16 protein-coding genes are annotated in these 14,579 nt (G+C 71.5%); 14 read left to right on the forward strand and 2 right to left on the reverse strand.

Translation table 11 applies throughout. The features are described 5' to 3' along the window. Nucleotides 1–130: 130 nt before the first annotated feature. From metG to AC1PME_RS14285, 14 genes are all read left to right on the forward strand, one after another. A complete protein-coding gene (gene metG / locus AC1PME_RS14220; protein ID WP_481096207.1) occupies nt 131–2,194 on the forward strand; it encodes a methionine--tRNA ligase in 2,064 nt (687 codons plus the stop codon). 96 nt (nt 2,195–2,290) lie between these two features. Continuing rightward, nucleotides 2,291–2,881, forward strand: coding sequence for an HAD family hydrolase (locus AC1PME_RS14225; protein WP_481096208.1), 591 nt, complete (start codon nt 2,291–2,293; stop codon nt 2,879–2,881). A gap of 129 nt (nt 2,882–3,010) precedes the next feature. After that, nucleotides 3,011–3,421 (forward strand): Rnf electron transport complex subunit RnfB, encoded by a 411-nt coding sequence (gene rnfB, locus AC1PME_RS14230; RefSeq protein WP_481096209.1) that lies wholly within the window; start codon nt 3,011–3,013, stop codon nt 3,419–3,421. A gap of 91 nt (nt 3,422–3,512) precedes the next feature. Beyond that, a complete protein-coding gene (locus AC1PME_RS14235; protein WP_481096210.1) occupies nt 3,513–4,301 on the forward strand; it encodes a hypothetical protein in 789 nt (262 codons plus the stop codon). Nucleotides 4,302–4,389: 88 nt separating this feature from the next. Beyond that, the gene (locus tag AC1PME_RS14240) at nt 4,390–4,761 is read left to right on the forward strand and encodes a DUF4345 domain-containing protein (protein WP_209031935.1); all 372 of its coding nucleotides are present in this window, start codon (nt 4,390–4,392) and stop codon (nt 4,759–4,761) included. A 58-nt stretch (nt 4,762–4,819) separates the two neighbouring features. Next, nucleotides 4,820–5,377, forward strand: a complete 558-nt coding sequence (locus tag AC1PME_RS14245) for a sigma-70 family RNA polymerase sigma factor (RefSeq protein WP_160968252.1) — start codon at nt 4,820–4,822, stop codon at nt 5,375–5,377. Then, nucleotides 5,374–6,162 (forward strand): anti-sigma factor, encoded by a 789-nt coding sequence (locus AC1PME_RS14250; RefSeq protein WP_254458630.1) that lies wholly within the window; start codon nt 5,374–5,376, stop codon nt 6,160–6,162. Before AC1PME_RS14245 ends, AC1PME_RS14250 begins: the two co-directional genes overlap by 4 nt. Before the next feature lie 377 nt (nt 6,163–6,539). Next, nucleotides 6,540–7,457 (forward strand): acyl-CoA desaturase, encoded by a 918-nt coding sequence (locus AC1PME_RS14255; RefSeq protein ID WP_429002542.1) that lies wholly within the window; start codon nt 6,540–6,542, stop codon nt 7,455–7,457. Beyond that, the gene (locus tag AC1PME_RS14260; protein ID WP_481096211.1) at nt 7,454–8,707 is read left to right on the forward strand and encodes an NAD(P)/FAD-dependent oxidoreductase; all 1,254 of its coding nucleotides are present in this window, start codon (nt 7,454–7,456) and stop codon (nt 8,705–8,707) included. The genes AC1PME_RS14255 and AC1PME_RS14260 overlap by 4 nt, the downstream gene beginning before the upstream one ends. Further along, the gene (locus AC1PME_RS14265) at nt 8,704–9,573 is read left to right on the forward strand and encodes a DUF1365 domain-containing protein (protein ID WP_254458633.1); all 870 of its coding nucleotides are present in this window, start codon (nt 8,704–8,706) and stop codon (nt 9,571–9,573) included. The genes AC1PME_RS14260 and AC1PME_RS14265 overlap by 4 nt, the downstream gene beginning before the upstream one ends. Next, complete coding sequence (locus AC1PME_RS14270; protein WP_481096212.1) at nt 9,570–10,883, forward strand: class I SAM-dependent methyltransferase; 1,314 nt, start codon at nt 9,570–9,572, stop codon at nt 10,881–10,883. The genes AC1PME_RS14265 and AC1PME_RS14270 overlap by 4 nt, the downstream gene beginning before the upstream one ends. Continuing rightward, nucleotides 10,880–11,425 (forward strand): DUF2878 domain-containing protein, encoded by a 546-nt coding sequence (locus AC1PME_RS14275; RefSeq protein ID WP_307551524.1) that lies wholly within the window; start codon nt 10,880–10,882, stop codon nt 11,423–11,425. The genes AC1PME_RS14270 and AC1PME_RS14275 overlap by 4 nt, the downstream gene beginning before the upstream one ends. After that, the gene (locus AC1PME_RS14280) at nt 11,422–12,204 is read left to right on the forward strand and encodes a DUF1295 domain-containing protein (protein WP_481096213.1); all 783 of its coding nucleotides are present in this window, start codon (nt 11,422–11,424) and stop codon (nt 12,202–12,204) included. The genes AC1PME_RS14275 and AC1PME_RS14280 overlap by 4 nt, the downstream gene beginning before the upstream one ends. A 21-nt stretch (nt 12,205–12,225) precedes the next feature. Beyond that, nucleotides 12,226–13,302 carry an SAM-dependent methyltransferase gene (locus tag AC1PME_RS14285; RefSeq protein ID WP_307551528.1) on the forward strand — a complete coding sequence of 359 codons (1,077 nt, stop codon included), beginning with the start codon at nt 12,226–12,228 and terminating at the stop codon, nt 13,300–13,302. A 222-nt stretch (nt 13,303–13,524) separates the two neighbouring features. Here AC1PME_RS14285 and AC1PME_RS14290 read toward each other — a convergent pair whose 3' ends face one another. Both AC1PME_RS14290 and AC1PME_RS14295 read right to left on the reverse strand, forming a co-directional pair. Further along, nucleotides 13,525–13,869, reverse strand: a complete 345-nt coding sequence (locus tag AC1PME_RS14290; RefSeq protein ID WP_254458638.1) for a RidA family protein — start codon at nt 13,867–13,869, stop codon at nt 13,525–13,527. Further along, nucleotides 13,866–14,543: a DUF998 domain-containing protein gene (locus AC1PME_RS14295; protein WP_481096214.1), complete on the reverse strand. Its 678-nt coding sequence runs from the start codon at nt 14,541–14,543 to the stop codon at nt 13,866–13,868. Before AC1PME_RS14295 ends, AC1PME_RS14290 begins: the two co-directional genes overlap by 4 nt. Nucleotides 14,544–14,579: the final 36 nt, after the last annotated feature.

Raw genomic sequence — 14,579 nt, forward strand, 5'->3', positions numbered from 1 at the left:
AAGGCGCCTGCGAAGGCACCTTGCTCGTGGCCCATCAGATCGCAGGCCACCGCTCTGGCGATTCCCCATTCCCGACTCCCCATTCCCGGCTCCATGCAATAATCCCCGGCCCCCAGCATCGCCGGCCGCCATGACCACCGCTCTCGTCACCACCGCCCTGCCCTATGCCAACGGACCGCTGCACCTGGGGCATCTGGTCGGCTACATCCAGGCCGACATCTGGGTGCGCGCGCGGCGGCTGCGCGGCGACCGCACCTGGTTCGTGTGCGCCGACGACACCCACGGCACGCCGATCATGCTCGCCGCGGAGAAGGCCGGGGTCACCCCGGAAAACTTCATCGCCGCCGTCCAGGCCAGCCACGAGCGCGATTTCGCCGCGTTCGGCGTGGCCTTCGACCACTACGACTCGACCAACTCGGCCGCCAACCGCGCCCTGACCGAGGCGTTCTACGCCAAGCTCGACGCCGGCGGCCACATCGCGCGGCGCTCGGTGGCGCAGTTCTACGACCCGGCCAAGGGCATGTTCCTGCCCGACCGCTACATCAAGGGCATCTGTCCGAACTGCGGCAGCGCCGACCAGTACGGCGACAACTGCGAAGTCTGCGGCGCCACCTATTCCCCGACCGAACTGAAGGAGCCCAAGTCGGTGATCTCCGGCGCCACGCCGGAGCTGCGCGATTCGGAGCACTTCTTCTTCGAAGTCGGCCGCTTCGACGGCTTCCTGCGCGAGTGGCTGGCCGGCGACGTCGCCCTGCCCGGGGTCAAAGCCAAGCTGATGGAATGGCTGGACAGCGAGGGCGGGCTGCGCGCCTGGGACATCTCCCGCGACGCGCCCTACTTCGGCTTCCAGATCCCCGGCCAGCCGGGCAAGTACTTCTACGTGTGGCTGGACGCGCCGATCGGCTACCTGAGCAGCTTCCAGACCCTGTGCGCGAGCCTGGGCGAAGCATTCGAGCCGCACCTGGCGGCCGGCACCGCCACCGAGCTGCACCACTTCATTGGCAAGGACATCGTCAACTTCCACGGCCTGTTCTGGCCGGCGGTGCTGCACGGCACCGGCCACCGCGCGCCGACCCGGCTGCACGTCAACGGCTACCTGACCGTGGACGGCGCCAAGATGTCCAAGTCGCGCGGCACCTTCGTCATGGCCCGCACCTACCTGGACGTGGGCCTGGAACCGGAGGCGCTGCGCTACTACTTCGCGGCCAAGTCCTCCGGCGGCGTCGACGATCTCGACCTGAACCTGGGCGACTTCGTGGCGCGGGTCAATGCCGACCTGGTCGGCAAGTTCGTCAACCTGGCCAGCCGCTGCGCCGGCTTCATCGACAAGCGCTTCGGCGGCACGCTCGCCGACGCGCTGCCGGACCCGGCGCAGTACGCGCGCTTCGTTGCCGCCCTGGCGCCGATCCGCGAGGCCTACGAGCGTAACGACCCGGCCAACGCGATCCGCCAGACCATGGCCCTGGCCGACGAGGCCAACAAGTACATCGACGAACACAAGCCCTGGGTGCTGGCCAAGCAGGACGGCGCCGAGGCGCAACTGCAGGCGGTGTGCACGCAGGGCCTGAACCTGTTCCGGGTGCTGGCCGCCGCGCTCAAGCCGGTGCTGCCGCGCACCTGTGCCGAAGCCGAGGCGTTCCTGTCGGCCCCGCTGGGCGCCTGGGACGACCTGCAGGCGCCGCTGCTGGCGCACGTGATCCAGCCCTACGCCCCCCTGTTCACCCGTATCGACCCAAAGCTGCTCGACGCCATGACCGACGCCTCCAAGGACACCCTCGCCCCCGCTCCCGCCGCCGCGGCCCCCGCTGCCAAGCAGGAGGCGAAGGCAGTGACGAATCCCCAATCCCCACTCCCCACTCCCAGCGTCATCGGCATCGACGACTTCGCCAAGCTCGACCTGCGCATCGGCAAGGTGTTGGCTTGCGAGTTCGTCGAAGGATCGGACAAGCTGCTGCGCTTCGAACTGGACGCCGGCGAGCTGGGCAAGCGGCAGATCTTCTCCGGCATCCGCGGCAGCTACGGCGAACCGGACAAGCTGGTCGGCCGCAACGTGGTGTTCATCGCCAACCTGGCCCCGCGCAAGATGCGCTTCGGCCTCAGCGAGGGCATGATCCTGTCGGCCGGTTTCGACGGCGGCAGTCTGGCCCTGCTCGACGCCGACAGCGGCGCGCAGCCGGGCATGCCGGTGCGGTGAGGCCGGGAAAGGAGAATCGGGAATCGGAAATCGCAAAGCTGCCAGCGCGCCGCCAGACCCGCTTTCACGATTCCCGTTTCTCCATTCCCCATTCCCATGGACTTGGCCCTCTTCGACTTCGACCACACCCTCACCACCGCCGATACCTATTCGGGGTTCCTGCGCCGTGTGGCCACGCCGGCACAGCAGGCGCGGGCGCGCTGGACGGTCGGCCCCTGGCTGGCCGGCTATCGGTTGGGCCTGGTGTCGGCGGCAGCGTTGCGCACGCGGGTCACCCGGCTGGTGTTCGCCGGACGCGACGCAGACGAGATCGCCCGCCAGGCCGAGCACTATGCGCAGGAGGCGCTGCCGTTGGCGCTGCGACCGGACATGCTGCAGCGGATCGCCTGGCATCAGGAACAGGGGCACACCGTGGCGGTGGTCTCCGGCTCGCTGGACCTGTATCTGCGGCCCTGGTGCACGCAGCATGGGCTGCACATGATCTGCAACCGCCTGGAAGTGCAGGACGGACGTCTGACCGGCCGCTATCGCCACGGCGACTGCGGGCCGCGCAAGGCCGCGCTGATCCGCGTGCAGTACGACCTGAGCGCCTATCGGCGCATCTACGCCTACGGCGACAGCCGCGAGGATCGGCCGATGCTGGCGCTGGCGCACGAGCGCTGGTACCGCGGGCGCCGGATCGCCTGAGCCGATGACGCTGCGCGCCGCGGCGCCGTCAGGCCGACGCGGACGCCGCGTTACACTGTGCAGGCCGGCCCCGCCGGCGCTCTGCTTCGCACTGTAGTCCCCAAGGCGCCGCCGCGCGCCGCCTCCGCCATGACGCCCGCCCCCGACACCCTGCTCGAACGCCTCGATCGCCTGCTGCCGCAAACCCAATGCGGCCAGTGCGGGTTCGACGGCTGTCGCCCCTATGCCGAGGCGATGGCCGCCGGCACGGTGCAGGTGGACCGCTGCCCGCCCGGCGGCGACGCCGGTGCGCGCGCCCTGGCGCGGGTGCTCGGGGTCCCCGCCCTGCCCTACGACCGCCGCCGCGGCACGCACGCGCCGCCGCAGGTGGCGTGGGTGGTCGAGGCCGACTGCATCGGCTGCACCAAGTGCATCCAGGCCTGCCCGGTGGACGCCATCGTCGGTGGCGCCAAGCACATGCACACGGTGCTGGCGCCCTTGTGCACCGGCTGTGCGCTGTGCCTGCCGGCCTGCCCGGTGGACTGCATCGTCCTGCGCTGAGACAGCCGCTGCAGCGCGGCCGCCTCGGCGGGCGCATCCGGATCGGCGCCGGCCGCGTATGTGCTGGTGTCATCCCACCGGAGCGCCGTGCATGCCGACGTCGACCGCCGCCTTCCCGTTCATCCGCGCGTCCCTGCCGCTGACGCTGGCCCTGGGCACCGCCGCCCTGGTCGCCGCCGCGCCGGCGCGGGCGATGCTGCACTACGAGGGCATCGCCTACGCCGCCGACGGCAAGCAGGTGCTGTACCGCGAAAGCCACTGGGTACGCGAGGATGGCGCGCGTCTGGTGCTGTACCAGTGCGCCGACGGCGCCGCGTTCGCGCGCAAGCGCGTGGACGACGGCAGCGCCGCGCCGGACTTCGAACTGGTCGATGCGCGCAGCGGCTACCGCGAGGGCGTGCGCCGCAGCGGTAGCGGACGCGAGATGTTCAGCCAGGCCAAGGGCCAGGCCGAACGCCGCGCGCCGCTGCCGAAGAGCGACCAGGCGCAGGTGATCGACGCCGGTTTCGACGCCTACCTGCGCCAGCGCTGGGACAGCCTGGGCCGCGGCGGGCCGCAGCGCATCGCCTTCGTGCTGCCCAGCGAACTGCGCACGCTCGACTTCCGCATCAGCCCCGGCCCGGCCGATGCCGAAGTGCAGCGCTACACGCTGAGCCTGGCCGCCTGGTACGGCACGCTGCTGCCCGACCTCAGCGTCGCCTATGCGCGCAAGGACCGGCGTCTGCTCGAATTTCGCGGTGTCGGCAATATCCGCGACGCGCGTGGCCGCTACCCGAACGTGCGCATCGACTTTCCCGAACGCCTGCGCGGCCAGGCCGACGCCGGCGCCTGGGAGCAGGCGCTGCAGCACCCCCTGGTCGCGCAATGCAGCGCGCGCTGAGCCGCGCCGCCAGCGCATTCACGCCGGCCCCCGCCGCACCCGCTACAACCATGCCTGCGCATCGCCCGCGCCTCGACGAGGACACCCCATGGCCAAGGCCTACCTGTGGTTCAACGCCGCGCTGTACGCGCTGCTCGCAGTCTGGTGCACGCTGCTGCCGGCGCAGACCGCGGCGGCGGTGGGCTATATCGGCCTGGACCGCTCCGGCCAGTCCGAATACCTGGTCATCTACGGCGGCCTGCAGTTGGGCATGGCCTTCCTGTTCGGCTACTTCGCCCGCACCGGGCAACTGCGCACCGGCCTGCTCCTGGCGCTGGCGTTCTACGTGCCCATCGTGCTCTACCGCAGCGCCAGCTTGCTGCGGCTGTGGCCGGTGGGCCCGACCACGACCGGTCTTGCCGCATTCGAGATCGTCCTGCTGCTCGCCGCACTCGTGCTGTGGCGACGCCAGCGCGCATGAGCGACGGCCGCGGCGAAAGCCTGTAGCATCGCGCCGACCTTCGCCACCGTCTCCCGGCATGACCGAGTCGCCCGATCACGACGAAGCAGGACAATTGCTGGTCGCCACCGCCACCGGCGACAGCGCCGCGTTCGAACGCCTGTACCGCACCACCTCCTCGCGCCTGTTCGGCGTGTGCCTGCGCATCGTGCCGCAGCGCGGCGAAGCCGAGGACGTGCTGCAGGAAGTGTTTTCCGCGGTCTGGCGCAAGGCCGCGCAGTTCGATCCGCAGCGCGCGCGCGGCCTCACTTGGCTGACCATGATCGCCCGCAACAAGGCCATCGACTACCTCCGCGCACGCGCGCCGGCACGGCAGTCGGTGGCGCTGGACGACGCCGGCGAGCTGCAGGACGAAGGTCGCGATCCGCTCGCCGACACCGAGTGGCGGGTGGCCGGACGGCGCCTGGACGTGTGCATGGGCGAACTGGAGCCGCCGCGCGGCGAGCTGATCCGCACCGCGTTCTTCGAAGGCATCACCTACGAGGAACTGGCCCAGCGCAGCGGCACGCCGCTGGGCACGGTGAAGAGCTGGATCCGCCGCGGCCTGGCCAAACTCAAAGCGTGCCTGGAACGATGAACGCCTCCGTGCCCGATCCGCAGGAAACCCCGCCGCCGCGCGACGTGCTGGCCGGCGAATACGTGCTGGGCGTGCTCGACGCGCAGGAGCGCCGCGCCGCCGAAGCGCGCATCGACAGCGACCGCGAATTCGCCGCGGCGGTGCTGCAATGGCAGCAGCACCTGATGCCGCTGGCCGACGAGATCGCCCCGGTGGCGGTGCCCGAACGCGTGTGGGTGCGCATCCGCGCCTCGCTGGGCCTGGATGCGCCGGCGCCGCGTGCGCGGCCGGCCGCACCCGGATTCTGGGACAGCGTGCGGACCTGGCGCTGGCTCAGCGCCGGCGGCTTCGCCACCGCCACCGCCTGCCTGCTGGCGCTGCTGCTGGCGCGCGCGCCGGTGCCGCCGCCGGCCACGCAGCCGCCGCCGGTCGCCACCACCACGCCCAAGCCCAGCGGCATCGCGATGACCTCCACGCTGATGCAGGACGACGGCAAGCCCGGCTACGTGGCGCTGATGGACGCCGACAAGCGCAGCATCACCCTCACTCCGCTGGGCGGCAGCCACGACGACGCGCGCGTGCCCGAGCTGTGGCTGATCCCGGCCGACGGCAAGGCGCGCTCGATGGGCGTGTTCGACGAGGCCAAGGCGCGCGTGGCGCGCATTCCCGATGCGCTGATGCCCTTGCTCCACGACGGCGCGGTGCTGGCGGTGACCATGGAACCGCCCGGCGGCGCGCCCGGCGGCGTCGCCACCGGCCCGGTCGTGGCCAAGGGCGGCATCAGCACGCTGCAGCTGGCGCCGTAGACAAATCGCGATCGCGGCGGCCCTGCGCCGCCGCAGCGCTGGCGCGCGGCCGCGTCTCGTCGCCGTCGCCGGCCAACGCGTATTCACTTGCCCGCCACCGCGCCGCGGGCAGGATACGCGCGCTGTCATGCATGCGCGGTTTCGTGCGGTGTCGCGACACGATCGTTCCTGCGCCGCGCCGCCTCGGCGTGCGTGCAGGACGCGTGCGCCACGCGCGAAGGGCATGCACCACGCGCAGGGGACGGCGCGCGACGCGGGTGCATCCGTCTTCCGGTTTCGTCCGTATCGCTCCCCAAGTCCCCCAATGAGACGCGCTTGTGTCGAGTCCCGTTCCGGAACGCCCCCATTCCACGACGCCGCCCGCGCAGCGCGGCCGCATCCTGCGCACCCTGCGTCGCTGGTTCGACACCAGCGCCGACGTGGAGCTCGACCCAGCGCGCGCCGACCGCATCGACTGGCTGCGCGCCGCGCCCTACATCGGCCTGCACCTGGCCTGCCTGGGCGTGTTCTGGGTCGGCGTGTCGTGGTTCGCCGTCGGCATGGCGGTGGCGATGTACGCGGTGCGCATGTTCGCGCTCACCGGCTTCTATCACCGCTATTTCGCCCACCGCGCGTTCAAGACCTCGCGCCCGGTGCAGTTCCTGTTCGCCGCCGTCGGCGCCACCTGCGTGCAGCGCGGGCCGCTGTGGTGGGCCGCGCACCACCGCAACCACCATCGCCACACCGACACCCCGGCCGATCCGCATTCGCCGCGTCAGCACGGCTTCTGGTGGAGCCATAGCGGCTGGTTCCTGACCCCGCGCGGCTTCCGCACCGACTGGGAGGCGATCCCGGACCTGCGCCGCTTCCCCGAACTGCGCTTCCTCGACCGCTTCGACCTGTTGCTGCCGGTGCTGCTGGCGCTGGCGCTGTTCCTGCTCGGCGGCTGGCTGCACCGCCACGTGCCGCAACTCGGCACCGACGGCCCGCAGTTGCTGGTGTGGGGCTTCTTCGTCTCCACCGTGGCGCTGTTCCATGCCACCTTCACCATCAACTCGCTGGCGCACCGCTTCGGCAGCCGCCGCTTCGACACCCGCGACGACAGCCGCAACAACCTGTGGCTGGCGCTGCTGACCTTCGGCGAAGGCTGGCACAACAACCACCATTTCTTTCCCGGCGCCGCGCGCCAGGGCTTCCGCTGGTGGGAACTGGACCTGACCTGGTACGGACTGACGGTGCTGTCGTGGACCGGCGTGATCCGCGAGCTCAAGCCGGTACCGGCCGGGCTGGTGCGCGCGCAGGCGCGTGCCCGATGAGCCGGATCGCGGTGGTGGGCTCGGGGATCGCCGGCCTCGGCGCGGCGTGGCTGCTGTCGCAGCGCCACGAGGTGACGCTGTACGAAGCGGCCGACTATCTCGGCGGCCATACCCACACCCACGCGATCGAGCTGGACGGCGTGGAGTACGCGGTGGACAGCGGCTTCATCGTGTTCAATCCGCAGCACTACCCGCTGCTGAGCGCGCTGTTCGCGCGGCTGGGGGTGGAGTCGCAGCCGACCACGATGAGCTTCTCGGTGCACGAGCAGCGCACCGGGCTGGAATACAACGCCGGCACCCTCGGCGGGCTGTTCTGCCAGCGCCGCAACCTGCTGTCGCCGCGCTTCTGGCGCATGCTGCGCGACCTGCGACGGTTCTACCGGGAGGCACCGCAGGTGCTGCATGACGCCACGCTGGCGCCGCTCACGCTGGGCGAATTCCTGCAGCGCCACGGCTATTCCGAGGTGTTCCGCGACGCGCACCTGGTGCCGATGGCCTCGGCGTTGTGGTCCTCGCCCTCGCGGCAGATCCTCGACTTCCCGATGCGCCAGCTGATCGGCTTCATGGCCAACCACCACATGCTGCAGGTCAGCGGCCGCCCGCAGTGGCGTGTGGTGCGCGGCGGCTCCAACAGCTACGTGCGCGCGCTGCGCGGCCGCTGGCGGGTGCGCGAGCGGCTGGGCACGCCGGTGCGCGCGGTGCAGCGGACCGCACACGGCAGCGTCGCCGTCGCCTGCGACGCCGACACCCAGCAATACGACCATGCGGTGCTGGCCTGCCATGCCGACGACGCGCTGCGCCTGCTGGCCGATCCCAGCGACGCGGAAACCGCGATCCTCGGCGCGATCGGCTACCAGGACAACGAGACCGTGCTGCACACCGACGCGCGCGTGTTGCCGCGCGACCGCCGCGCCTGGGCCGCCTGGAACGCGCACGTGCCGGCCGATCCGGACGCGCCATGCACGGTCAGCTACTGGATGAACGCGCTGCAGTCGCTGCAGGCGCCGCAGCCGTTCATCGTCAGCCTCAACCGCAGCGATGCGATCGACCCGGCCAAGGTGCTGCGACGCATGCGCTACCGGCACCCGCTGCAGACCCAGGCGTCGGTGGCGGCGCAGGCGCGCAGGGGCGAGATCCAGGGCCAGCGCAACACCTGGTTCGCCGGCGCCGGCTGGGGCTTCGGCTTCCACGAGGACGGCCTGCGCAGCGCGGTCGACGTGGCCGCGGCGCTGGGGGTACCCTGGCCATGAACCTGATGCGCCGCACTGCCGTGTCCGCCCCGCCGGCTGGCGCCGTCTCGACAACGCCGGCGGCGGCGGGTACGACCCGGCAGGCCCTGCACAGCGCGGTCTACACCGGCTGGGTGCGGCATCGCCGCTACGCGCCCAAGGCGCTGGCGTTCCGCTATCCGCTGTTCCTGCTGTACCTGGACCTGGACGAACTGCAGCAGGTGTTCGCGCGGCGCTGGCTGTGGTCGGTGAACCGGCGCAACCTGGCCGAGTTCCGCCGCAGCGACTACCTGGGCGACCCCGCGCAGCCGCTGGACGAGGCGGTGCGCGACCGCGTGCAGCAGCACACCGGCGAACGCCCGCTCGGCCCGGTGCGCATGCTCACCCACCTGCGCTACTTCGGCCACTGCTTCAATCCGGTCACGTTCTACTACTGCCACGACGCGCAGCAGCGACTGCACAGCATCGTCGCCGAGATCACCAACACGCCGTGGCGGCAGCGCCATGCCTACGTGCTGCCGCTGGCCGAGGCGCGCAGCCACGGCGCCACGCACGCCTGGCGCTTCGCCAAGCGCTTCCACGTCTCGCCGTTCATGGCGATGGCGCATACCTACGCCTGGCGCTTCAGCGAACCCGGCGCGCAGCTGCGCGTGCACATGGACGTGCTCGATCCCGCGCCGGCCACGCCCCGGCGGCGCTTCGACGCCACCCTGGTGCTGCAGCGCCGCGCCCTCGGCGGCGCCAGCCTGGCGCAGGCGCTGCTGCGCTATCCGGCGATGACCCTGCAAGTGATGGCCAAGATCCACTGGCAGGCGTTGCGGCTGTGGCTGCGCGGCAACCCGGTCCACGACCACCCCGACCCTCCCCTTCCGCGAGAACGCCGATGAACGCTCCGCATGCGCCCTCTTCCGCCGCCGCGCTGGCCCCGGCCGCACCGCCGTTGCGCGGGCTCGACCGCCTGCTGCGGCAGCGCCTGCTCGCCACGCTGGACGGCCTGCGCGAAGGCCAGTTGCGCCTCGAAGAGGCCGGCACGCTGACCACGCTGGGCGAGGCCGCGGCCGGCGCCGACACGTTGCAGGCGCATCTGCGCATCCATGATCCGCGCTTCTACCGCCAGGCCGCGCTCAACGGCAGCGTCGGCGTCGGCGAGGCCTACATGGACGGGCTGTGGGACTGCGACGACCTGGTCGCGCTGGTGCGCCTGCTGGTGCGCAACCGCGACCGCCTGGACGCGATGGAGACCGGCCTGGCCCGGCTCGGCGGCCTGGCGATGCGCGGCCTGCACGCGTTCGCGCGCAACACCCGCGCCGGCAGCCGCCGCAACATCGCCGCGCACTACGACCTGGGCAACCCGCTGTTCGAATTGTTCCTGGACCGCAACCTGATGTACTCCTCGGCGATCTTCCGCGATGCCGACAGCGCATTGGGCGAGGCCGCACTGGAACGCGCCGCCGAACGCAAGCTGCAGCGCATCTGCGCCAAGCTCGACCTGCAGCCGCACCACCACCTGGTCGAGATCGGCACCGGCTGGGGCGGTTTCGCCCTGCACGCAGCCAGGCACCACGGCTGCCGCGTCACCACCACCACCATCTCGCGCGAGCAGTACGAGCTGGCGCGGCAGCGCATCGCCGCCGCCGGCCTGTCCGACCGGGTCGAAGTGCTGCTGCGCGACTACCGCGACCTCGACGGCCGCTACGACCGCCTGGTCTCGATCGAGATGATCGAGGCGATCGGCCACCAGTACCTGGACACCTACTTCGGCAAGGTCGGCAGCCTGCTCAAGGACGACGGCCAGGCGCTGATCCAGGCCATCACCATCGAGGACCACCGCTACGCGCAGGCGCTGAAGTCGGTGGACTTCATCAAGCGCCACATCTTCCCGGGCAGCTTCATTCCCTCGGTGGCGGCGATGACCGGCGCGATCGCCCGCGCCAGCGACCTGCGCCTGTTCAACCTCGAAGACATCGGCCCCAGCTACGCGCTGACCCTGCGCGCCTGGCGCGAGCGCTTCATGGCCAGGCTGCCGCAGGTGCGCGCGCTCGGCTACGACGAACGCTTCATCCGCATGTGGGAGTTCTACCTGGCCTACTGCGAAGGCGGCTTCCTGGAGCGCTCGATCGGCGACGTGCACCTGTGGCTGAGCAAGCCGCGCGCGCGGCCGGCGCAGTTCGCCCCGGCGCTGGCGGGCGACGCATGAGCAACCTGCTCAACTACCTCGCCCTGCAGGGGCTGTGGCTGGCCGCGGTGGTCGGTGCCGCGCACGGGCTGGCCTGGGCCGGCCCGGCGGCGCTGGCGCTGTTCGCGCTGTACCAGTTGCGGCCGCGCCGCCGCGCCCGCGGCGATGCCACGTTGATGGCGCTGGCGCTGCCGTTGGGCGCCGGCGTGGATGCCGCGCTGCGCGCCGGCGACTGGGTGCGCTACGCCGCCGCGCCGCCGGCGCCGTGGCCGCCGCTGTGGATCCTGGCGCTGTGGGCCGGCTTCGCGCTGACCTTCCAGCATTCGCTGGCCTGGGTGATGCGCCATCCCTGGCGCGCGGCGCTGTTCGGCGCCAGCGCCGGCCCGCTGGGCTATGTGCTGGCCGCGCGCGGCTGGCAGGCGGTGACGCTGACCGAACCGTTGCCGCAGGCGCTGCTGGCGTTGGCGCTGGGCTGGGCCGCGGCGCTGACCCTGCTGAGCCTGGCGACGCGGCGCCTGATCGTCGCCACGCCGGCGCTGCCGGCAAGCGGAGCGGCGCGATGAACGCCTGGCCGCTGCTGCATGTGGGCGTGTTCACCGTGCTGGTCATGCTCGCCGGCTGGGCCTGGCAGCGGCACACCCGCAACGCCGGCGTGGTCGACGTGCTGTGGTCGGCGTGCATGGCGCTGACCGCGCTGTACTGCGCCTGGCGCGCCGACGGCGCGCTGTTGCCGCGCGTGCTGACCGCGGTGCTGGGCGGGCTGTGGGGCGCGCGCCTGGCCTGGCACCTGGGCGTGCGCGTGTTCGGCGATGCGCACGAGGACGGCCGCTATCGCGCCCTGCGCGAGCACTGGCACGGCGACCAGCGCAAGTTCCTGGCGTTCTTCCTTGGCCAGGCGCTGGTGGTGCTGGCGTTCGCGGTGCCGCTGTCGGTGGCCGCGCACAACCCGCAGCCGCAGTGGAGCGTGTGGACCACCCTGGCGGTGGCGACCTGGCTGGTCGCGGTCGGCGGGGAAAGCCTGGCCGACCGGCAACTGGCCGCGTTCCGCGCCGACCCGGCGAACAAGGGCACCACCTGCCGCCGCGGCCTGTGGCGCTATTCGCGGCACCCGAACTACTTCTTCGAATTCGTGCACTGGTTCGCCTACGTGTTCCTGGCGGTGGGCAGCGGCGCGCTGTGGGTCGGCGTGGCCGCGCTGGGACCGCTGCTGATGTTCGCCTTCCTGTACCGGGTCACCGGCATTCCCTACACCGAACAGCAGGCCCTGCGCTCGCGCGGCCGCGACTACGCCGACTACCAGCGCAGCACCAGCGCCTTCTTCCCCATGCCGCCGCGGCACTGAACCCGCGCCAGGAGATCCGCCATGTCCAGCACCTTCGCCACCTCTTCCCCGCCCGCCGTGCCGGCCGAGCCGCTGGCCACGCGCCTGGCCGAATCCGGCCTGCTGCCCGACGCCGTGCTGCGCGCGGCGATGCGCCGGCTGTGCGCGCAGCGCCTGCGCGACGCGCGCGCCGGCGGCGCCGACGCGGCCTGGGAGCGCCAGCGCCTGCTGATTGAATCGCTGCGCGAAAGCGCCATCGCCATCGAGACCGATGCGGCCAACCGCCAGCACTACGAAGTGCCGCCGCGCTTCTTCGAGCTGTGCCTGGGCAAGCGCCTGAAATACAGCAGCTGCTACTGGGACGCGACCACACCCGACCTGGACGCGGCCGAAGAGCGCATGCTGCAGCTGTACGCCGAACGCGCGCAGCTGCGCGACCGCCAGCGCATCCTCGAACTGGGCTGCGGCTGGGGCTCGCTGACCCTGTGGATGGCCGAACGGTTCCCCGGCGCGCGCATCACCGCGGTGTCCAACTCGCGGCCGCAGCGCGAGCACATCGAAGCGCAGTGCCGCGCGCGCGGGCTGAGCAACGTCAAGGTGATCACCCACGACGCCAACACCCTGACCCTGCCGACCGAGAGCTACGACCGCGTGGTCTCGATCGAGATGTTCGAGCACATGCGCAACTACCGCGAACTGCTCAAGCGGGTCAGCCATTGGCTGGTGCCGGGCGGGCGACTGTTCGTGCACATCTTCTGCCACCGCGACCTGGCCTATCCGTTCGAGGTGCAGGGCGAGGACAACTGGATGGGCCGGCACTTCTTTACCGGCGGGCTGATGCCGGCGGCCGACACCTTGCTGCAGTTCCAAGACGACCTGGCGATCGAACGCCGCTGGCTGCTGTCCGGCCAGCATTACGAGAAGACCGCCAACGCCTGGCTGCACAACCAGGACCGCCACCGCGACACGCTGATGCCGGTGCTGCAGGCCACCTACGGCGCCGACGCCAAGATCTGGTGGCAACGCTGGCGCATGTTCTGGATGGCCTGCGCGGAACTGTTCGGCTACGAACAGGGCCAGCAGTGGGGCGTGGCGCATTACCGGTTCGTCAGGCGCTGAGGCGCTGAGGCGCTGGGGCGCCGGGAATGGGGAATGGGGAAACGGGAATGGGCGTCCCGCGAGTCCCGGCATTGCCTGCGCATCCTGAGGAGCTTGCAGTCAGCCGCGACAAGCTTTACCGGAGGCGCCCGTCGCGGCGAAAGAAACTGCTCTACGCGGTCGCTCAGGCGACGGCACCGCCGCCTTTCCCATTCCCCATTCCCGACTCCCCAATCCCGGCCTTTACGCGGCCGCGGTAATGACGATCTCGATCTTCCAGGCCGGATCGGCCAGCTTGGCCTGCACGGTGGCGCGGGCCGGGGTGTTGCCCGGGCTGACCCATTCTTCCCAGACCTTGTTCATCTCGGCGAACTCGGCCAGGTCGGTCATGTAGATCTCCGCGCGCAGGATCCGGCTCTTGTCGGTGGCGGCCAGCGCCAGCAGCCGGTCGATCGCCGCCAGCACCTCGCGGGTCTGGCCGGCGATGTCGGCGCTGGTGTCGTCGGCGATCTGGCCGGCCAGGTAGGCCACGCCGTTGTACACGGTCATTTCCGACATCCGCGGGCCGGTATCGAAACGCTGGATCATGATGCGCTGTCCTGTAGTGGGAAACCCGCGCCATTGTCGCGCGATTGCGCAGCGGCTGCAGGCGCCGGCCGCCACAGCCGATACGCCACCGGCAACAGCCAGGCCAGGATCAGCGCGATCGCCAGTTTCTGGGTCAGCCCGCGCGGCGGCGCGCGCCACAGTACATGCACCCACAGCGCCGCGAACGCCAGCACCGCCAGCATCAGCAGTGCTCCAGCGCGGCGCTGCCACGCCTGCTGCCGGCGCAACCAGGCGCTCTGCAGCAGCATCGCCGTGGTCGCGCACAGGAACGCGGTCTGCGCGGACACCCCGTGCACCAGCGGCGCCAGCAGCGGCGCGCGCTGCGGCAGATAGCTGTCGCCGATCGCCACCCCGCACAGGCCGAGCGCGGCGCCCATGAACAACAGCGTCGGCGCGCCGCTGCGCGCGGACGGCGGCGCCTGCGCGTACAGGCCCGCCCCCAGCGCGGCCACGCCGGCGGCCAGCAGGACATATACGGTGCGCAGCAACAGGCCACCGCGGCCGTGCAGGTACTGGCTCAACGTGGCCTGCTGCCAGTGCAGGTCGGCACGCGCAAACTGCAGCGCCACGGCCACGCCGAGGAACAGCAGGGCCAGCGCCAGCGCCGCGGCGCCGGCCGCGCGAGGCCAGCGCGACACGGACGGGGCGGGCATGCACACGGGCATTGCAGATGCGGGCATCGCAGGCTC

This window comes from Xanthomonas sp. NCPPB 901, assembly GCF_056725085.1.